Origin of the sequence: Halalkalicoccus subterraneus (assembly GCF_003697815.1) — an archaeon.
Classification (GTDB): domain Archaea; phylum Halobacteriota; class Halobacteria; order Halobacteriales; family Halalkalicoccaceae; genus Halalkalicoccus; species Halalkalicoccus subterraneus.
In genome coordinates, this window is record NZ_RDQG01000053.1 from 1 (window position 1) to 16,718 (window position 16,718).

Sequence of the window (16,718 nt, forward strand, 5' to 3'; positions counted from 1 at the left end):
GAGCTTCAACGGGTGGCGATCGCGGCGTGTCTGGCGCGGGACGCCGACTTCTACTTCCTCGACGAGATCACGCCGTATCTCGACATCGGTCAGCGGGTCACCGTCGCCCGCATCGTCCGCGAACTCGCCGCTGAGGGCGACCGATCCATGTTGGTGGTCGAACACGATTTGGCCATTCTGGACCTGCTGTGTGACAACCTTCACGTCGCCTACGGTGAGCCCGGCGCCTACGGTGTCATCACCTCGCCGAAATCGGTGAGGAACGGGATCAACGAGTACCTCGCGGGTTATCTCGACAACGAGAACATGCGGATTCGCCCCGAGGCCATCGGGTTCGAACAGCACGCCCCCCGCACTGTGGGCCGTGCGGACCCGCTGGTCGAGTATCCCGCGATGAGCAAATCCTACGGCGCCGAGGCCTTCTCCTTGGAGGTCGAAAGCGGCACGATCCGCGAGGAGGAAGTACTCGGTATCGTCGGGCCGAACGGGATCGGGAAGTCGACCTTTGCGAAACTCGTCGCCGGCAAACTCGCGCCGGACGAGGGCGAGTTCGACACGGATCTCGAAGTCGCCTACAAACCCCAGTACATCGAGATCGACCAGCCGATGCGCGTCGACGTCTTCCTCTCCTCGATCACTGACGAGTTCGGCTCCTCCCATTGGAACACCGAGATCGCGAACCCCCTCCAGCTCTCACGGATCATGGAGCAGAACCTCGACGACCTCTCGGGCGGGGAGCGCCAGCGAGTCGCCATCGCAGCCTGTCTCTCGAAGGACGCGGACCTGTTCCTGCTCGACGAGCCCTCCGCCCATCTCGACGTCGAACAGCGGGTGCTCGCGACGCGCGCGATCCGCCGGTACGCCGAGACCCAGGACGCGACGGTCATGGTGGTCGACCACGACATCTACATGATGGATCTCCTCGCGGATCGCCTACTGGTGTTCGACGGCGAGCCGGCCCACCACGGCCACGCGAGCCAGCCCCAGGGGATGCGCGACGGGATGAACGAGTTCCTCGCGAACCTCGACGTCACCTTCCGCCGGGACGAACGCACGGGCCGCCCGCGGATCAACAAGCCCGACAGTCAGCTGGATCGCCAGCAGAAGAAACAGGGCGAGTACTACTACGCGCCCTGAATCGGCGGATTCGCCACAGGAGATTTATACGGATCGGGTGTAGTAGATGTCGAACAACAGTGCGATCCACGGAGCGCGAAGGGATGCGAGCGCCGTTCGTCGACCTCCGGGAGTACCTCGCGCTCCTTCTCGCCCCGACGCTCACCGTCGGACTCGCGGTTCTCGCTCTCGGCGGGCGCGAGAACCTCCTTGCCGGATCGCTCGTCGGCGCGATGTTCGGGGCGATGCTGGTCGGCTACCGGCGGCTGTTCCATGCGGTTCGAACCGACGAGGGGATCGAACGCAGGCTCACGGAGGTCGGTGACACGCCCGAGGAAAACGAGTGGGTTCGGCTGTCGGAGACGCTCGATGAACTGTACGACGAGCGCTACGACCCGGTCCTGGCGGTGGCGCTCGCGGTCGTCGGACTCGGCGCGTTCGCCGCCGTTCCGTTGTCCGACGGGACCCCTCGAACAGCCGTCCGGTTGGCACTGCTTGGGTTGTTCGGGATAACGACCTCGCTCATGACCGCCGGATTCGCTCTTTCGCGCTGACCGCTGTTCGAGTGTGGGTGTCTACCACCTACGGTTATCGACCCCGGACACGTAGACCCGGTATGATTGCCCGCGTTCTCGTCGGGATGGGCGGCTCGGAGATGGCCGAACGAGCGCTCGGATTCGCCCTCGAGGCCTATCCCGACGCCGAGATAACGGTTCTGACGGTCGTCGGTGTCCCGAGCGGACTCATGGGCGAGGCCGCCGGGCTGGCGCTCGCCGAGGACCCCCCACAAGCGGCCGCGGAACACGCGAAGCCGGTCTTCGAGCGCGCCCGCGAGATCGCGGCCGATCACGACCGCGAGATCGATACCGCGGTCGCGCTAGGGGGCCCAGCACGTGCGATCGTCGAGCGTGCCGAGGAGTTCGACGTCGTCGTGGTCGGGAGCCACGGCCGGGCCCTCTCTTCGCGACTGCTGCTCGGTAACGTCGCAGAAACCGTCACCCATCGCTCGCCGGTTCCGGTCACGGTCGTGCGCTGAACGTGTCCGAGCGCTTAAGCTCCCACCGGACCCACGCCCCGTATGTCAGTTCTCGACGCCTTCGACTGCTCTGAGAGAACCGCCGTCGTCACCGGAGCGAGCCGCGGAATCGGCCGGGCGATCGCGTTGGCGCTCGCGGAGGCGGGCGCGGACGTGGTCCCCGCGGCCCGTTCGGAGGGATCGCTCGAAACCGTCGTCGAGGAGATCGAGCAGCGCGGCGGCGAGTCGCTCGTTCAGCCCACCGACGTCACTGATGAGGCCGAGGTCCGGACGCTGTTCGAGCGGGTCGACGATGACGTGGGCTCGCCCGACGTCCTCGTGAACAACGCCGGGATCAACCCCGAGGACGCGCTCGGCACGCCCGAAGCCGTCGAAATGGCCGGTTACGACCGGACCCTCGACGTGAACCTCCGTGGGGCGTTCCTGTGTGCGAAGGTCGCCGGCGACGGCTCGGTGGGCTCGGTCGTCAACGTCGCGAGCGTCGGCGGGCTCGTCGGGTTGCCGCGCCAACACCCCTACGTCGCCTCGAAACACGGGCTCGTGGGACTCACCAAGAGCATGGCGCTCGATTGGGCGCCCGAGACGAGAGTCAACGCGGTCGCGCCGGGCTATGTCGCGACCGAACTGACGAGGGAAGCGATGGAAAACGAGGGGCTCAAGGAGTCGTTGCTCTCGCGAACCCCCTTAGAACGATTCGCCGAACCCGAGGAGATCGCCGCGCCGGTCGTCTTCCTCGCGAGCGAGGCCGCGAGCTACGTTACGGGCGCGTGTCTCGGCGTCGACGGGGGCTGGACGGCTCGTTGATCGCCGTCACTCCCCGCGCAGGATGCTCTGGACCGCCTCGACGAGTTCGCCGAAGCGGTCCATCGTGAGGTCGCCGGTGGTGACGTAAACGCCCTCCTCGTCGCCGATCACCCGAACCAGGTGGCCGAACTCGAAGACGCGGATCGTGTATTCGTAGTCGCCGAGCTCCGACCACTCGTAGGTGCGCTGACTGGAGAACCCCTGGCGCTCGTTTTCGACGAACGCCTCCGGGTCGTCACCGCGTTCGAGGTCCTCGCGTAGGTAGAGATGGTCGTATTCCTCGGGCGTGAAGTACGTGAGGCTGCGTAGTTCGTCGCCCACCGTCGTCCGACACGCCGAGAGCAGCTCGTCGGTCGTCTCGTCAGGAAGCGCCATACCTGATGGTTGGGGACGACGGAGGTTCAACCCTTGGCTTGCCTCAGAGAACGCTCCGTTGACAGGTTCCACAGAGGTTCTGCTCCTTGATATCGACCTCCCGCACGGTGGGCGAGAAGTTCATCACACAGCGGTTGTTGTCGCAATGTTCGAGCCCCATCGTGTGGCCGATCTCGTGGACGACTTCCTTGCGAACCCTATCGCCGAAGATCTCGCTCGCGTTCTTCTCGGAGAACCCGCCGTCGCTCGAGGTCTGGAGGCGATAGGTAGAAATCACGCTACCGTTTCCGTCGAGATACGCCAAGCCAAACACGTAGTTGCGCCGCCGGTAGAAGAGGTCCTTTGCGGTGATGGCGATGTTCTTCTCGCCGCTTCCGATCCGGCCCGCGAGTTCGATGAACTCCTCGGCGCGGTGTTGGTTTCGCTTCTCGTCGTACGCGCCGGCGGGGATCGACTGCTCGTCGTGGAGCGTCACGTCGCAGTCGTACACCGACCGCAGCCCCGACGAGGCCTCCCGTTTGACCGCCGCCGAAAGCTCCCCGACCGGCACGATGTCGACATGCATGGAAAGGGGTATGGGGTACCGAATGATAAATATCACGGCCATGAAACCCGTACGCGACGCGCTCGCCGACGAACTCGCGAGATACGATCCGCTCGTCGAGATCGGGATCGGCCGGCGGCCCGCCGTCGCGCGCGCGCTCGTCGACCGCGGGTGTCGGGTCACCGCGACCGACGTCCACCCTCGTGAGACGCCCGACGGCGTCCGGTTCATTCTCGACGACGTCGTCGATCCCGACTACGCGATCTACGCCGACGCGGGGGCGCTCTACGCGCTCAACTGCCCGCCCGAACTCCACCGCCCGGCCCGCGACCTCGCCCGGCGAGTCGGCGCGGCGTTCCTCTTTACGACCCTCGGTGGCGATGGGCCGGCGGTCCCGGTCTCGCGGCGAACCCTACCCAGTGAAACGCTGTTCGTCGCACAACGGTAGGCCCATGTCGCTCGACTCGCACCCTCCGGTATGCACGCAGACTGCGTCGTCCTCGACGTCGACGGGGTACTCGTCGACGTCGCCGACTCCTACCGGCGGGCGATCGTCGACTCGGTCGAGCGGGTCTACGACGACACCATCGAGAAGGAAGGGATTCAGGCGTTCAAGGACGCCGGCGGGTTCAACAACGACTGGGAGCTGACCTACGCCGCGGCGCTGTACGTTCTCGCCCGCCAGGAGGGCTACGCCGAGTCGATCGAGACGTTCACCGACCGGATCGCCGACCGGGGCGGTGGCCTCGAAGCGGCGAAGACGGTCGTCGAGGCAACGCTTTCGGCGGAGGCCGCCGAGCGCGTCGTCGGCCGGTGGGACCGCGAGCGCCTGCGGGACGTCTTCCAGTGGCTCTACCTCGGTAGCGACCTCTACTGCGACCTCGAAGGCGAACCCCCGGGGGGCGTTCCCGCCGATCACTCAGGATTCATCCACGACGAGCCGGTGGTGCTCGACGGCACTACTCGCGAGTGGCTCGCCGACCGGTCGGTCGGCGTCTTGACTGGGCGCCCCGCGGCCGAGGCCGAGATCGCCCTTTCGAGGGTGGACCTCGCGATCCCCGAGGGACACCGATTCACGATGGACGACTGGGAGGAGGGCAAACCCCATCCCCGCGCGCTCGTGACCCTCGCCGAGCGGTTCGACGCACGGTCGGTCGTCTTCGTCGGCGACACGTTGGACGACGTGCGCACGGCACGAAACGCCGCCGAGGCCGATTCGGCGAGGGAGTACCACGGTATCGGCGTCCTCACGGGGGGGCTGACCGGCGACCGCGGGAGGGAGAAATACGAGGATGAGGGTGCGGCAGCGGTGCTCGACTCGGTCAACGACCTGCCGGAGCTGCTGGAGTGATCACTCGGCCAGCGACACCGGCCGGGTCCGGCCGTCGGGTTCGTACAGCTCGACCTCCCGGTCGGCCTCGTGCGCCCGGTCGCGGATCGCCCGCGCGAGCGTTACGAGCTGGCCCCGCTCGTCGTTCGAGCGAAATCCGAGACGGATCTCCTCGCGTCTCGCCACCCGGAGGTGAAGTGAAAATCCCGTCGGATGCACTACGGGTGCCATCGCCTCGACGTCGCCGTAACGAACCCGAACGGTTTCGGGATCGTTCGCCGCCTCCTCGCGCGTTACCGCGAAGGGATCGTACAGGCCGAGCTCCTCGGGGAGATCCGCAAACAGCCCGTTCGCCCACGCCCCGAGCGCCCGGGCCAGCGGGTCGTGGCGCGTCGGGGCGATTAGGAGGACGCCGCGGTCCAGAAAGACCCGGCCCGGCTTCTTCCGTCCGTCGGGTGGGTTGATCAGCACGTTGACCATCTCCGTACCATGCATATCCGTTCGTTCCTACAAACGCTGGTATAGCTTGTGGCCGACTCGGTTCTGGTACCCCTCTCGGAACCTTTAGGCCACATCCCTCGTCACGTTCGGTATGCGAATCGCACTCTGTGGCGGCACCGGCGACATCGGTGAAGGGCTTGCGCTCCGCTTCGCCTACGACACCGACCACGAGGTCCTGATCGGCTCTCGGGACCCCGAGAAAGCGCGGACGAAAGCCGAGGAGTACGAGACCGACCTCGACGGTCGAGGAACCGGGACGACGATCAAGGGCTTCGAAAACGCGATGGCCGCCGACCGGGCCGACGTGGTCGTGCTGGCGGTCCCGCCGTACCACGTCCGCGACACTGTTGGGTCGATCGCCGATCGCCTCGATTCCGAGACGATCCTCGTCAGTCCCGCCGTCGGAATGCAACGCGACGAGTCGGGCCTTCACTACAACCGCCCATCGGCGGGCAGCGTCACCGAAATGGTCGCCGAAACCGCCCCCGAGGACGTCCCCGTCGTCGGGGCGTTTCACAGCCTCTCGGCCGGCAAACTCGCGAACCTCGACGTCGAACTCGACGAGGACACGCTGCTCGTGGGCGACGACGAGGACGCCCTCGATGTCGTTCGACCACTTGCGGACGGGATCGAGGGGCTCCGGGCGCTCTCGGCGGGGTCGCTCGAAAACGCCGCGGAGGTCGAATCGCTGACGCCGCTGTTGATCAACCTCGCGGCGAACAACGACCTGCACGACGTCGGAGTTCGCTTCGAATAAAGGTCGTGCCCGACGGGGTTCGCCTCTTATGCGCCCGCTTCTTCGAGGGCGGTCTCGATGTCGTTTCGCTGGGTGACGCCGACGAAGCGCTCGACGACGCCGTCGTCGTTCTCGACGATCAGGGTCGGCAGCGAGCGGACCTGGTACTCGTTTGCGGTCTCCTGGTCCTCGTCGACGTTGACCTTCTCAACGTCGAACCGGCCCTCCCAGTCCTCCTCGAGGTCTTCGAGGATCGGGTCCTGGGTCTTACACGGTCCACACCAATCGGCATAGAAGTCTTTCAGGGTTACAGCCATCGTTCACCTTTGGTACCCGCGCGACGCGAATAAGCGTTTCCCAGCCGGACGATACCGCCGCTCCTCCAGTCGAAACAGTTATGTTCCGAAGTGACCCCAACGCACCCATGAGCAGCGGACAGAACAGCGGCGGGCTGATGAGTAGCGCCGGACTGGTCCGGTATTTCGACTCCGAGGACCGCAACGCGATCACGCTCGACCCGAAGACGGTGTTGGCCTTCTGTGTCGTCTTCGGGATCTTCATCCAGGTTCTGAACGTCGTGGCGTGACGCGGGGCTTTTGTCGCCGCGACGCCTGCTGACGGTATGACGCTCGTCGCTGGCGTCCTCGCCGTCCAGGGCAACGTCTCCGAACACGTCCGCGCCACAGAACGTGCCGCCGATTCTTCCTCCGACCCCATCGAAATCCGCGAGATCCGGTCCGCAGGGACGCTTCCCGACTGCGATCTCCTCCTCGCACCCGGTGGGGAGTCCACGGCGATCGCCCGACTCGTCCATGAGGGGGGGATCGCCCCGGAGATCCGCGCACACGTTACGGCCGGAAAACCAGTGCTCGCGACCTGTGCGGGGATGATCCTTCTGGGACGGGGTAACGACGACCGGGTCGAGACGCTCGATCTGCTCGACGTCGTCGTGGAGCGAAACGCCTTCGGCCGCCAGCGCGACAGCTTCGAGACCGCCCTCGAGGTCGCGGGCCTCGACGAGCCGTTTCCCGCGGTGTTCATCCGCGCGCCTGCCGTCACGGATTCGGGGGACTGTGAGGTGCTTGCGCGCGTCGACGGCCGGCCGGTCGCCGTCCGCCAGGGCCCGATCGTCGCCACCGCCTTTCATCCGGAACTCACCGACGACCGGCGGGTTCACCGACTCGCCCTCTTCGAGTCGACGCGGGTCACACAGTAGGCCTTTAGTCATCGGTCCCGTCGAACGCGTATGAACGCCAGTATCGACGCCGTGCGTGTCGCTGGCACGCCCGACGGACCGGTCCCCGTCGTCGTTCTCGCCGTCAACGACGAACCGGAGGTCCTGCCCATTTTTATCGGCTTCGAGGAGGCAAACAGCATCGCCCACGGGATGGACGCCTACGACATCGGCCGCCCCCTGACCCACGACCTCCTGCTCGACGTGATGGAAGAACTCGGCGGGCGCGTCGAGCGCGTCGAGATTAGCGAAATCAGCGACGAGGGGACCTATGTCGCCGACCTCCACGTCCAAGGACCCCGGAAATCGCTCGTCGTCGACGCCCGCCCCAGCGACTCGCTCGCGCTTGCGGCCCGGACGAACGCGCCCATCGAGGTCGCAAGCGAGGTCTTCGAACAGGGCCGCCAGAACGCCGAGCAGTTCGAGGAGCTCGCCGACATCCGCGAGGTGGGCGAACTCATGGGGGAGGAGCCGTGAGCGACGAGATCATCGACGAGCTGTTCGCGGTCATCGAGGACCGAAAGGAGACCCTGCCCGAGGACTCCTACACCGCCTCGCTGTTCACCCACGAGAAGGGCGAGAACAGGGTACTCGAAAAACTCGGTGAGGAGGCCACCGAAGTGATCCTTGCGGCCAAGGACGACGACTCCGAGGAGATCGCCGCCGAATCCGCGGACCTCCTCTACCATCTGCTCGTGCTGTTCTCGATGCAGGAGATGGAGCCCGACGATCTGCGCCGCGAGCTGGAGAAACGCCGTTAACGGCGCTCGAAGCGATAGCTGACGATCCCGCTGTCCTCGTCCCACTCGAAGTTCCCGCCGTGGACCCTGTTCATCCGCTCTCTGTACGATTCGAGGTCCGCCGAGCCTTCACGGCGGGCGTCCCCGTCGGTCAGTTCGCCCAGCGTTCGTTCCTCGACGCCGACGACCTCGAACGTCTCCCCGTCCAGTTCGAAGGTATCGCCCTCCTCGGCGTAGCGGTTCGACGCCCCGCGGCTGAGCTGTGTCACCTCGCCCTCGTTGACGGCCGTCTTCACGTGATCGTTCGGTAGCAGGCTGTCGGGGTCGATTTCGCCCATACCGGCGGTTCGGACCGGTCGAACTTAGTTCTTCAACACCGCCCCGATCGCACCGGCGACGGCACTCTCGGCGGCCATCACCAGCGCGATCATCGCCGCGATCGTGAAGACGCCAAAGCCGGCCAGCCCGCCCGCGGCCCCGCCGACGGGCCCGCCCGCGAGCCCGACGAGCGCGATCGCGACCCAGAGCAGCAGGCCGACGATCAGCCCGCCGACGCTCCCCGCGAGCAGGCCGTGCCAGAACCCGCGGACGACCCCGCCGCCGGCGACGTAGCCCGCGACGAACCCGCCGATCAGGCCGGCGGTGAGCTGGCCCAATCCGGGGACCGCGAGCCCGACCACACCCACGAGCAGCGTCACGACGAAGCCGTAGCCGACCGCCTGCCAGTTCGTCATGTCCTTCTGTTGGATCGGGAACGATAAAAACGCGACGCCACGCTAAAGCACGGCCTTTTATAGCGTGCGGCCGTATCGAGCGGTATGATTTTCGAGGACCTCCCGACGACCCCGCGATCGGAGGAACTCATCGACAAGGCGTTCTCGCGGGCGGCCCGTTCCGGCCGGTCGAAAAGCGGCGCGGAGGCCCAGCAGTCGATGCTACAGACGGCGTCGAACATCCTCTCCGATAACTTAGAAAACGTCGTCACCGCCTGGCCCGACTTCGATACGGTCGACCCGTTCTACTACGAACTCGCCGACGCGATCGTCGACGTGGACGAGCTCCGACAGAGCCTCTCGGAGGTGGGGTGGGCGAGCCGCAAGACCAAGGAGATCGGTCGTGAGTACCAGGGTCGGCTCCGAGCCGACGCCGAGCTGGCGCGAAAACACAGAAAGCAGGCCTTTGCCCGGCTCGCGAGCGTCGTCGAGGAGGTCGAAGACGACCTCCTGATGATCGGTGAGGCCCGCAACCAGCTCCGTGACCTCCCCGAAATCGACCCCGACTCGCCGGCGATCGTCGTCGCGGGCTACCCGAACGTCGGCAAATCCACGTTCGTCAACAACGTAACCAACGCCCGCCACGAGACCGCGACCTATCCCTTTACGACCAAGGGGATCGGCGTCGGCCACCTCACGCGTGATCACATCCGGTACCAGCTCGTCGATACCCCTGGCGTGCTCGACCGACCTCCCGAGGAGCGAAACGAGATCGAATCCCAAGCGGTCAGCGCCCTGACACATCTGGCCGACTGCGTCCTCGTCTTCGTCGATGCGAGTGCGGCCTGTGGCTACCCGCTGGAGGCACAACTCGCACTCCGCGATGAGATCACTTCGACGTTCGACGTCCCCGTCTATACGGTCTGTAGCAAGGCCGACCGCTCGCGGGACATCGAGGCGGATTTCTACCTGAGCGTCGAGGAAGGCGAGGGGATCGAGGAACTGCTCGACGGAGCGATCGAGGCGGTCGGCTACGAGCCCGAACTCCCCTTCGAGTAGCTCACTCCTCGATCGTTTCGTCGTCGTCGAACTCCGTCGTGAGTCCTTCGTCCTCCTCTGTGTCCTCGTTCTTCTCGACGCGCTCGTCGACCTCCGCGGCGGCGTCGACCGCGTCGTTGGCGCGCTCCTCGATGCGGTGCTCGGCCCGGTCGGCGATCGACTTGACGCGGTTGGACGCCGTGCTCGCGGCACTCGTCATCGCGTCGGCGACCGCCTCCGCGCGCTTCGTCGCTTCGTCCGTCTCTTCGGGTTGCTCTACGGGCGTCTGCTCGGGGGCCCGCTGCGCCGCCTCGTCGGTGAGGTCTTCGACGGAGTCGACCTGCCGGCTGAGCGCGTAGGCGATCCCCGTGAGCGCCGCGAGCACGAACAGCACCGAGAGCGGTCCCCGCCCGCCCTCGGGTTCGGGTTCGGAGTCCGCTTCGCTTTCTTCGGGTTCGGCCGACTCGGCCTCGACCTCTCTGATTGCCTCCTTGACGATCTCCTTGAGCGGTTCCCGTACCGACTCGTTGATCATCTCGGCGATTCGTTGCTTTCGTTCGGACGGTTGTGATTCCGTCATGGCTGTCTCACGGCCATTCCGTTTCCCCTACAAGGACAAAAAACGTTTTGTAGGATCGTGTGATACGACCCTCAGGAGGCGGTCTGGTACTCCTGGAAGCGCACTCGGACGGTGACCGGGCGATCGGTTCGGTCGTCGAGTCGCGTCTCGATGCCGGTGGCCACCCCTCCGGGCGGATCACCCTCGCCGTCGTAGCTCGCGACGACGGTCACCGTCTCGGGACCGGTGAGCGCGGAGAGATCGCCGTACTCGCTACGGACGGTGACGGCCGTTACGTTCTCGTACTCTCCGAGTTCCGCGTGGACGGCCTGGTTCACCGTTCGCTCGTGGCCCATCTGACCGGCGGTCGCGACGCCCGCCAGCCCGATAACGGAGACGAGTAGAACGATCGCGAGGAGGGTCTTCGCCGACGTCCACGATCCTTCCAGAAGGGAGCGAGCGGGGCGATAGCCGAGCACGAGCAGGACGACCATCCCCGCGAGGTTGATCGCAACGAGCGTGATCACGAGCAACAGGGCCGTGCCCGCCGCGATCACGGGGTCGCGCCACGCGATGGCGATCCCGGTCGCGGCGGCGGTCGGGATCAGCGCCGCGGCGATCATCACGCCGATCAGCGACATCGGCCCCTTCGTCGTCAACCCGAAGGCGGCGGCCGCCCCCGCTGCCGTCCCGGCGACCAGCGCCAACAGGGTCGGGGCCGTCCGTACCCCGATGAGTTCGATCGAACCCAACGCGAGGTCCGGTTGGGCGAACATCCCCCAGCGGACGACGGCCGCGAGCCCGGCCGCGCCGACGATCGCGGCCGCGAGCCCGACGGCCTGCAGCCGGATGCTCGCGCCGAGCATCTCGCGGTCGCCAGTGACGGCACCGACGCTGGCAGTCAGTGCCGGACCGACGATCGGCGCGATCACCATCGAACCGACGACCACCGCCGGCGAGTCGGTGAGCAGGCCAGCGGTCGCGATCCACGCCGCAAGCACCATCAACGCGAGGAACGACTGCCAGTCGTTGCTCATGTCGCTGGCCTTCGAGCGTAGCTCCCGCGTCGTGAGCGGGTCGAAGTCGCTCGCGTACCGGTCCATCAGCGTCTCGGCGTGGGGGGTCTGTGCGCTCTCGACCTGACTGATCACCGTGTAGGTGTCGTCATAGCCCGCCTCGTCGAGCGAACCGAGTACGTCGCCGACCGCGTCGGTCGGTAGGGGAAACTCGATCAGGACGGCATCGCCAGTGGCGTTCTCGCCGCTGATGACGTAGTCGACGTCCTTGTCCTCAAGGACGTCCACGATCGTCTCACGGTCGTCCTCGTCGACGAGAATCCGAACCTGGCGCACGACGGTCCCTACTCCGGACGGCTGAAAAAGGTTGTTCCCGGCAGCGGCAACCCCCTCGCCGTGCCCCCACCGCCGAACCCGCCAGCCTGGAACGCCACCGGTAGCTCACTGCTCCCAGTCGATGGCCGTCGTTCGTTCCGAGGTCCGGAGGATGAACGGCCCCAGCGCCCCGGTCCGCTTCGAGACGGTCGCGATCCGAACCACGTAGGCGGCGAGCACGAAAAACGGCACGAGCCCGAGCGTCGTGCTGGCACTCACCACCCAGACCATGTCGTCGACGCCGAACGTCGCACCCGGAAACGATCCCGGACCGAGATACAGTACCGTCGCGAGAGACGTCAAAAGAGCCGGTATCGCGGCGTAGAGGATCGACCGCGTGAGGTTTACGAGCTCCCACTGGAAGTACAGCGACTTGAAGTGTTCGAGCGCCGGACCGAACAGCATCAGTATCTCGACCAGATCGTCGAACGCGTCGAGCTCCTCCTCCTCGAGGCTGTCCTCGTGTTCGTCCCGGAGCCGTCGCACCGCGTAGATCTTCCAGGAGTAGTTGTAGTTCAGCCCCGATCGAAGGACGCTGAACTCCCCGAACTCCGCCGTCTCCAGCTGCTCGTAGATCTCCTCGGAGTTCTCGACGAGCCGGTCGGTCCGGGCGCGAAGCTCCTCGTCGTCGTTGTCCTCGACGGTCTCACGGAGCGCTTCGGCCCGGTCGCCGCTCGTCTGGACGAGCGCCTGAAGGAACTGTGCGGGATCGGGCGGGCCGATCGAGCCGAACAGCAGTTCGACCTCCTGTCGGAACTCCATGGCCTCGTTCATCCACTGGTGGTGATCGCCCAGCTGGCCGATCTCCTGGGAGAGTACCAGCTGGTTGATCGAGACGACGAGCGTGACGCCGGTGATGAGCGCGCCGATCAGCGCCTGGAAGGCGGTTTCGACCGGATCCGCGCTCTCCATCATCCCGCCCAGTGGCGCCGCCGCCACCCCGAAAGCGACCAGCACTGCGAAGGTGAGGGCCGAGAGCAGCCCCCCGATCAACCACCGGTTCGCGTCGAGAAACAGCCAGAGTGTGATCCGGCTCTCGCCGGTTCGCCCCCGTAGCGTGTCGGTCGACGCCAGTCTGTCCATGAGCGACCTACAGCACCCGGGCGGAAATGGGTTGAGATCCCCCGGATGACGACCGCTCGCGTCGGCGATCGGGCCGCGGCGGGTTCGTGTGGTTCGGGGATGTCACTGCGCTTGGCGGTGTTCGACCTCGATGAAGCGGACCTCGACGGCCACCTCCTGGTCGACGTCCTCGTTGATCCGTTCGTAGAGGGTGTCGGCCAACTCCGCCTGCTCGGGGTCGTTCTCGTAGCCGACGGTGACCGTCACCTGCGTGATCTGCTGGTTGATCCCCACGATGGTCCCCTGTTCGTACGTGACGTCCTCGCCGGTCGAAGACTGAACGTCGAGCAGCGTGAATCGCTCGTACTCGGCCTGGTCGATGGTGTCCTGAATGTCGTTGTTGATCTCCTGTTGGAACGACGAGGTCTGATATGTAGAAAGAGTGACGCTTCCGAGGAAGCCAGAGAGCACGAGGACGATCACCGCAAAAACCGCGACGTTGCGAAGCATCTTGCGGTGGGCGTCGTCGGTCTCGAACCAATTTTGGGGGCGATAGCCGGTGTACCACAACGTCGCCACGCCCGCGAGGTTGACCGAGACGGCGTTGACGAGCACGAGTACGGTCGCCCCGACGGTCTCCATGACCAGCCCCCACGCGATGGCGATGCCCGCGGCGGCGGCGGGCGGGATCAGCGCTGCGGCGATCATCACGCCGACGAGCGCGACCGAGATGCCCGTCGAGAGCGCGAGCACGCCCGCGACGCCGGCTCCCAGCGCGACGACCAACAGGAGCAGATCCGGGGTGAATCGCTCGCTGATCTCGCCGATCGAGGAGAGTTCGATCCCCGGCGGGACGATGTTGGCGGTCTTGAGTAGCCACGCGAACACCGCGGCGCCCACGATCGCGAGGCCGAGCCCGAACGTTTGGTACTTGATCCCGTTCCAGAACATCTCGTCGTCGTCGGTGACGGTGCCGACGCTCGCGGCGAGCGCGGGCCCGATCAGCGGCGCGATCACCATCGAACCGACGACCACCGCCGGCGAGTCGAGCAGCAAGCCGGCGGTCGCGACGATCGCGCTGATCAGCGTCATCGTCACGTAGACCGGGAAGGTCGGGGTCATGTTCTCGGCCTCGGTGTGCAGCTCCTGTCTGGAGATGCGCTCCTCGTCGGCGTCGTCGGTCGAGTAGCGCTCCTTCAGATCCTCGAACTGCCGAGAAACGACGGTTTGGGCGTCGACGACGACCGTGTAGGACTGGTCTTCGATCCCCAGCTCCTCGAGCTCGTCGAGGATCGGTTCGACCGCGTTGTCGGGCAGCGGGAAGTAGATGACGCCGGTGTACTCGCGGCCGCTGGTCTCGTCGGTTACGACGTAGTCGATCCCCTCGTCGTCGAGCATTCCCAGCACCGTCTCGCGCTTGCCGGCCGGGATCGTGACTTGTACCAGTCGCACACCCCCGATTGCGCCGGGGACGGCAAATACCCCTCGCATGGATTCAACCAGTAGCCATCCGACAGGGTCAACCCGCCCGGGCGGGTAGCCCGTCCATGTTCGAGGGGCGACCCGATAGGGATGCAGAGATCGTCTTCGTGGGCCGGTCGAACGTCGGCAAGTCGACGCTGATGCGCGAGTTCACCGGCCACACCTTTACGACGGGCAAGAAACCCGGCGTCACCCGTTCGCCGAACCACTACGACTGGGCGGGTGATGACTTCACCTTCACCGACCTGCCCGGGTTCGGGTTCATGGAAGGCGTCGACGAGGACGCTCGAGAAACGATCAAGGACGACATCGTCCGATACGTCGAGGAACACAGCGACGAAATCCTCGTCGGCGTGCTCGTCGTCGACGGGAAGGCCGTCATCGACATCATCGACCGCCACGAATCGCGCGGCGAGATCCCCCACGACGTCGAGCTGTTCGGTTTCCTGCAGGAAGTCGGGATCCCGACCGTCGTTGCGGTCAACAAGATGGACAAAGTGGACGACCGAGACGAGCGCCTCGACGAGCTCTGTGACCGGCTGGGTCTGCCGGGCCCGTGGCAGCAGTGGCGCGACACCATCGCGCCGATCGCCGCGAAACGCGGACAGATCGATCCCCTGCGCGAGGCGCTCGGAAACCACCTGCGTGCACAGAACCGCGACGACCTCCTGCAGTTCGTCCGATAGGGCTTGCGAGTGCAAACTCAACCCCCTTCCGACTGACCGAGAGATGATCTCCCATGGTCATGGAGCACTATACGCTTTCGGTCAACGAAAGCGAGACCCGCGACGGGCTCGACGTCGACGTCTACGACGAGGACGACACGATCGAGGCCTCGACGTGGGTGGGCTACGAGGACTACGGTGTCACCCCGGAGCGCGCCGAGGACGGTCCCGGCCCCCGCGAGACGGGGTTCAGCGCCGACGTGACGGTGCTCGACCTGCAGGTCGAGCGCGATGCCGACGCCTTCATCCTCCGAGTGCTCGGCGATCAGGACACCCTCGCTATCCAACGCGTCTCCGACGAGCAGTGGGGACTGATCGCCGAATAAAAGGGGTTAGACGACGCGGTTCTCGAATTCGTCCCCTGTTTCGAGTCGAGCGAGGTTTCCTTCGACCAGTTCTCCGATCGCCTCGTAGTACCCGCGCGTGTAGGCCGCCGCATGCGGCGTGACGAGCACCTCCTCCATCCCCCACAGCGGCGATTCCTTGGGGAGGGGCTCGGTCTCGAAAACGTCGAGCGCTGCCCCGCGGATCGCGCCCGATTCGAGGCCGGTAACGAGTGCGTCCTGGTCGACGACGCCCCCACGAGAGACGTTGATCAGGTAGCCGTCCTCGCGCATGACGCCGAGTTCCGCCTCGGAGAGCAGGCCTTCGGTTTCGTCGGTCAGCGGGACCGCGAGCGCGACGAAGCGCGCCCCCGAAATCGCCTCGTGAAGCTCCTCGCTCGGGTAGACCCGCTCGACGCCCTCGACGGGTTCGCCGCTCCGACGCACGCCCGTCACATCCATTCCCAAGGCGCTCGCCCGCCGGGCGATCCCCTGCCCGAGGGTGCCGAGCCCGACGACACAGACCGACTCGCCGGCCAGGGTGAAGGGGACGTCCCACGCGGGGCGATCCCACTCCTTTCGCTCCTGCTGGCGGGCGTACTGGCCGAGCCGGCGCGCGAGCATGAGCATGTAGCCCACGCCAGTCTCGCCGACGCTGTCGCCGTGGATTCCTGTACTGTTCGTCAGCACAACCTCCCGTTCTTCGAGCTCCGAGAGCGGGAAGCGGTCGTAGCCCGCCTGGATCGAGTGGATCCACTCGCATTCGAGGAGCGATTCCTCGTAGGCGAACGTGACGACCGCCTCGCAGTCCCCGATCCCCTCGCCGCTCACGACGCGGACCTCGGGGCCGTTGCCCGAAAGCGCTTCGCGGAGCTGTTCGGGCGGGAAGACGGCGCGCACGGAGTCGTGAATACCGAGCTGATCGATCTGCATGCGAGCGTTATCGCTCACCGACCGGTTGAAGCTTCCGAGAACGTGACGGCTCGGGAAAGTCCCTCGTCACACGGGG

The 16,718-nt window shown here is 66.1% G+C and carries 25 protein-coding genes; 14 read left to right on the forward strand and 11 right to left on the reverse strand.

The window, feature by feature from the left end; translation table 11 throughout:
* From EAO80_RS12985 to EAO80_RS13000, 4 genes are all read left to right on the forward strand, one after another.
* Window positions 1-1,137 (forward strand): ribosome biogenesis/translation initiation ATPase RLI (locus EAO80_RS12985; RefSeq protein ID WP_122090311.1); only part of this gene is annotated, 1,137 nt, incomplete at its 5' end.
* A 59-nt stretch (window positions 1,138-1,196) separates the two neighbouring features.
* Entirely contained in the window at window positions 1,197-1,670 is a 474-nt protein-coding gene (locus EAO80_RS12990; RefSeq protein ID WP_245998612.1) for a hypothetical protein, read from the forward strand.
* A 62-nt stretch (window positions 1,671-1,732) separates the two neighbouring features.
* Complete coding sequence (locus EAO80_RS12995) at window positions 1,733-2,152, forward strand: universal stress protein (RefSeq protein ID WP_122090313.1); 420 nt, start codon at window positions 1,733-1,735, stop codon at window positions 2,150-2,152.
* 42 nt (window positions 2,153-2,194) lie between these two features.
* A complete protein-coding gene (locus tag EAO80_RS13000) occupies window positions 2,195-2,956 on the forward strand; it encodes an SDR family NAD(P)-dependent oxidoreductase (protein ID WP_122090314.1) in 762 nt (253 codons plus the stop codon).
* A gap of 6 nt (window positions 2,957-2,962) precedes the next feature.
* On the opposite strand, the gene EAO80_RS13005 is transcribed toward EAO80_RS13000, so the two are convergent.
* Together EAO80_RS13005 and EAO80_RS13010 are read right to left on the reverse strand one after the other, a co-directional pair.
* Window positions 2,963-3,331, reverse strand: a complete 369-nt coding sequence (locus EAO80_RS13005) for a DUF7522 family protein (protein WP_122090315.1) — start codon at window positions 3,329-3,331, stop codon at window positions 2,963-2,965.
* A gap of 43 nt (window positions 3,332-3,374) precedes the next feature.
* Window positions 3,375-3,896, reverse strand: coding sequence for an archaemetzincin family Zn-dependent metalloprotease (locus EAO80_RS13010; protein ID WP_122090316.1), 522 nt, complete (start codon window positions 3,894-3,896; stop codon window positions 3,375-3,377).
* Between the two features lie 40 nt (window positions 3,897-3,936).
* Between EAO80_RS13010 and EAO80_RS13015 the strand changes: the two genes are divergently transcribed.
* The gene (locus EAO80_RS13015) at window positions 3,937-4,323 is read left to right on the forward strand and encodes a UPF0146 family protein (RefSeq protein WP_211330709.1); all 387 of its coding nucleotides are present in this window, start codon (window positions 3,937-3,939) and stop codon (window positions 4,321-4,323) included.
* A 30-nt stretch (window positions 4,324-4,353) separates the two neighbouring features.
* A complete protein-coding gene (locus EAO80_RS13020) occupies window positions 4,354-5,226 on the forward strand; it encodes a TIGR01548 family HAD-type hydrolase (RefSeq protein ID WP_122090318.1) in 873 nt (290 codons plus the stop codon).
* On the opposite strand, the gene EAO80_RS13025 is transcribed toward EAO80_RS13020, so the two are convergent.
* Window positions 5,227-5,700 (reverse strand): hypothetical protein, encoded by a 474-nt coding sequence (locus EAO80_RS13025; protein ID WP_122090319.1) that lies wholly within the window; start codon window positions 5,698-5,700, stop codon window positions 5,227-5,229.
* A 97-nt stretch (window positions 5,701-5,797) separates the two neighbouring features.
* On the opposite strand from EAO80_RS13025, the gene npdG reads away from it, so the two are divergent.
* Window positions 5,798-6,463 carry an NADPH-dependent F420 reductase gene (gene npdG, locus EAO80_RS13030; protein WP_122090320.1) on the forward strand — a complete coding sequence of 222 codons (666 nt, stop codon included), beginning with the start codon at window positions 5,798-5,800 and terminating at the stop codon, window positions 6,461-6,463.
* A 26-nt stretch (window positions 6,464-6,489) separates the two neighbouring features.
* Here the strand turns inward: npdG and EAO80_RS13035 are convergent, their stop codons facing one another.
* On the reverse strand, window positions 6,490-6,759 hold the full coding sequence (locus EAO80_RS13035) for a thioredoxin family protein (RefSeq protein WP_122090321.1): 270 nt from the start codon (window positions 6,757-6,759) through the stop codon (window positions 6,490-6,492).
* Between the two features lie 107 nt (window positions 6,760-6,866).
* Here EAO80_RS13035 and EAO80_RS13040 point away from each other — a divergent pair, with 107 nt between their 5' ends.
* Genes EAO80_RS13040 through hisE form a run of 4 tightly spaced genes read left to right on the forward strand, consistent with a single transcriptional unit; the run spans window position 6,867 to window position 8,437 of the window.
* Window positions 6,867-7,028, forward strand: a complete 162-nt coding sequence (locus tag EAO80_RS13040; RefSeq protein ID WP_122090322.1) for a preprotein translocase subunit Sec61beta — start codon at window positions 6,867-6,869, stop codon at window positions 7,026-7,028.
* A gap of 36 nt (window positions 7,029-7,064) precedes the next feature.
* Entirely contained in the window at window positions 7,065-7,658 is a 594-nt protein-coding gene (gene pdxT / locus EAO80_RS13045) for a pyridoxal 5'-phosphate synthase glutaminase subunit PdxT (RefSeq protein ID WP_122090323.1), read from the forward strand.
* A gap of 30 nt (window positions 7,659-7,688) precedes the next feature.
* Window positions 7,689-8,153, forward strand: a complete 465-nt coding sequence (locus EAO80_RS13050; RefSeq protein WP_122090324.1) for a bifunctional nuclease family protein — start codon at window positions 7,689-7,691, stop codon at window positions 8,151-8,153.
* Window positions 8,150-8,437, forward strand: coding sequence for a phosphoribosyl-ATP diphosphatase (hisE, locus tag EAO80_RS13055; protein WP_122090325.1), 288 nt, complete (start codon window positions 8,150-8,152; stop codon window positions 8,435-8,437). Before EAO80_RS13050 ends, hisE begins: the two co-directional genes overlap by 4 nt.
* On the opposite strand, the gene EAO80_RS13060 is transcribed toward hisE, so the two are convergent.
* Window positions 8,434-8,754, reverse strand: coding sequence for an ASCH domain-containing protein (locus EAO80_RS13060; protein ID WP_122090326.1), 321 nt, complete (start codon window positions 8,752-8,754; stop codon window positions 8,434-8,436). The two genes, hisE and EAO80_RS13060, sit on opposite strands and share 4 nt — an antisense overlap.
* Before the next feature lie 24 nt (window positions 8,755-8,778).
* On the reverse strand, window positions 8,779-9,150 hold the full coding sequence (locus EAO80_RS13065; protein WP_122090327.1) for a DUF5518 domain-containing protein: 372 nt from the start codon (window positions 9,148-9,150) through the stop codon (window positions 8,779-8,781).
* Window positions 9,151-9,234: 84 nt separating this feature from the next.
* Between EAO80_RS13065 and EAO80_RS13070 the strand changes: the two genes are divergently transcribed.
* Window positions 9,235-10,188, forward strand: a complete 954-nt coding sequence (locus EAO80_RS13070; RefSeq protein ID WP_122090328.1) for an NOG1 family protein — start codon at window positions 9,235-9,237, stop codon at window positions 10,186-10,188.
* A 1-nt stretch (window position 10,189) separates the two neighbouring features.
* On the opposite strand, the gene EAO80_RS13075 is transcribed toward EAO80_RS13070, so the two are convergent.
* The 4 genes from EAO80_RS13075 to EAO80_RS13090 all read right to left on the reverse strand — a co-directional run bounded on the left by EAO80_RS13075 (window position 10,190) and on the right by EAO80_RS13090 (window position 14,631).
* Window positions 10,190-10,747: a hypothetical protein gene (locus EAO80_RS13075; RefSeq protein ID WP_122090329.1), complete on the reverse strand. Its 558-nt coding sequence runs from the start codon at window positions 10,745-10,747 to the stop codon at window positions 10,190-10,192.
* A 71-nt stretch (window positions 10,748-10,818) separates the two neighbouring features.
* On the reverse strand, window positions 10,819-12,078 hold the full coding sequence (locus EAO80_RS13080) for a DUF389 domain-containing protein (protein WP_122090330.1): 1,260 nt from the start codon (window positions 12,076-12,078) through the stop codon (window positions 10,819-10,821).
* A 105-nt stretch (window positions 12,079-12,183) separates the two neighbouring features.
* On the reverse strand, window positions 12,184-13,200 hold the full coding sequence (locus tag EAO80_RS13085; RefSeq protein WP_122090331.1) for a hypothetical protein: 1,017 nt from the start codon (window positions 13,198-13,200) through the stop codon (window positions 12,184-12,186).
* Window positions 13,201-13,302: 102 nt separating this feature from the next.
* On the reverse strand, window positions 13,303-14,631 hold the full coding sequence (locus tag EAO80_RS13090) for a TIGR00341 family protein (protein ID WP_122090332.1): 1,329 nt from the start codon (window positions 14,629-14,631) through the stop codon (window positions 13,303-13,305).
* Window positions 14,632-14,726: 95 nt separating this feature from the next.
* Between EAO80_RS13090 and engB the strand changes: the two genes are divergently transcribed.
* Window positions 14,727-15,347 (forward strand): GTP-binding protein EngB, encoded by a 621-nt coding sequence (gene engB / locus EAO80_RS13095; RefSeq protein ID WP_122090333.1) that lies wholly within the window; start codon window positions 14,727-14,729, stop codon window positions 15,345-15,347.
* A 53-nt stretch (window positions 15,348-15,400) separates the two neighbouring features.
* Window positions 15,401-15,712 (forward strand): hypothetical protein, encoded by a 312-nt coding sequence (locus tag EAO80_RS13100; RefSeq protein WP_122090334.1) that lies wholly within the window; start codon window positions 15,401-15,403, stop codon window positions 15,710-15,712.
* A 6-nt stretch (window positions 15,713-15,718) separates the two neighbouring features.
* On the opposite strand, the gene ddh is transcribed toward EAO80_RS13100, so the two are convergent.
* Entirely contained in the window at window positions 15,719-16,642 is a 924-nt protein-coding gene (ddh, locus tag EAO80_RS13105; protein ID WP_122090335.1) for a D-2-hydroxyacid dehydrogenase, read from the reverse strand.
* Window positions 16,643-16,718 lie beyond the last annotated feature (76 nt).

Bases quoted from the DNA above. Each gene is read 5' to 3' on its own strand.
- EAO80_RS13100 (WP_122090334.1), top strand. From the start codon at position 15,401: ATGGTCATGGAGCACTATACGCTTTCGGTCAACGAAAGCGAGACCCGC.
- EAO80_RS13005 (WP_122090315.1), bottom strand. From the start codon at position 3,331: ATGGCGCTTCCTGACGAGACGACCGACGAGCTGCTCTCGGCGTGTCGG.
- EAO80_RS13065 (WP_122090327.1), bottom strand. From the start codon at position 9,150: ATGACGAACTGGCAGGCGGTCGGCTACGGCTTCGTCGTGACGCTGCTC.
- EAO80_RS13060 (WP_122090326.1), bottom strand. From the start codon at position 8,754: ATGGGCGAAATCGACCCCGACAGCCTGCTACCGAACGATCACGTGAAG.
- EAO80_RS13050 (WP_122090324.1), top strand. From the start codon at position 7,689: ATGAACGCCAGTATCGACGCCGTGCGTGTCGCTGGCACGCCCGACGGA.
- EAO80_RS13025 (WP_122090319.1), bottom strand. From the start codon at position 5,700: ATGCATGGTACGGAGATGGTCAACGTGCTGATCAACCCACCCGACGGA.
- EAO80_RS13070 (WP_122090328.1), top strand. From the start codon at position 9,235: ATGATTTTCGAGGACCTCCCGACGACCCCGCGATCGGAGGAACTCATC.
- EAO80_RS12995 (WP_122090313.1), top strand. From the start codon at position 1,733: ATGATTGCCCGCGTTCTCGTCGGGATGGGCGGCTCGGAGATGGCCGAA.
- EAO80_RS13040 (WP_122090322.1), top strand. From the start codon at position 6,867: ATGAGCAGCGGACAGAACAGCGGCGGGCTGATGAGTAGCGCCGGACTG.
- ddh (WP_122090335.1), bottom strand. From the start codon at position 16,642: ATGCAGATCGATCAGCTCGGTATTCACGACTCCGTGCGCGCCGTCTTC.
- EAO80_RS13075 (WP_122090329.1), bottom strand. From the start codon at position 10,747: ATGACGGAATCACAACCGTCCGAACGAAAGCAACGAATCGCCGAGATG.
- EAO80_RS13020 (WP_122090318.1), top strand. From the start codon at position 4,354: ATGCACGCAGACTGCGTCGTCCTCGACGTCGACGGGGTACTCGTCGAC.
- pdxT (WP_122090323.1), top strand. From the start codon at position 7,065: ATGACGCTCGTCGCTGGCGTCCTCGCCGTCCAGGGCAACGTCTCCGAA.
- EAO80_RS13000 (WP_122090314.1), top strand. From the start codon at position 2,195: ATGTCAGTTCTCGACGCCTTCGACTGCTCTGAGAGAACCGCCGTCGTC.
- EAO80_RS13010 (WP_122090316.1), bottom strand. From the start codon at position 3,896: ATGCATGTCGACATCGTGCCGGTCGGGGAGCTTTCGGCGGCGGTCAAA.
- EAO80_RS13085 (WP_122090331.1), bottom strand. From the start codon at position 13,200: ATGGACAGACTGGCGTCGACCGACACGCTACGGGGGCGAACCGGCGAG.
- EAO80_RS13035 (WP_122090321.1), bottom strand. From the start codon at position 6,759: ATGGCTGTAACCCTGAAAGACTTCTATGCCGATTGGTGTGGACCGTGT.
- engB (WP_122090333.1), top strand. From the start codon at position 14,727: ATGTTCGAGGGGCGACCCGATAGGGATGCAGAGATCGTCTTCGTGGGC.
- EAO80_RS13015 (WP_211330709.1), top strand. From the start codon at position 3,937: ATGAAACCCGTACGCGACGCGCTCGCCGACGAACTCGCGAGATACGAT.
- npdG (WP_122090320.1), top strand. From the start codon at position 5,798: ATGCGAATCGCACTCTGTGGCGGCACCGGCGACATCGGTGAAGGGCTT.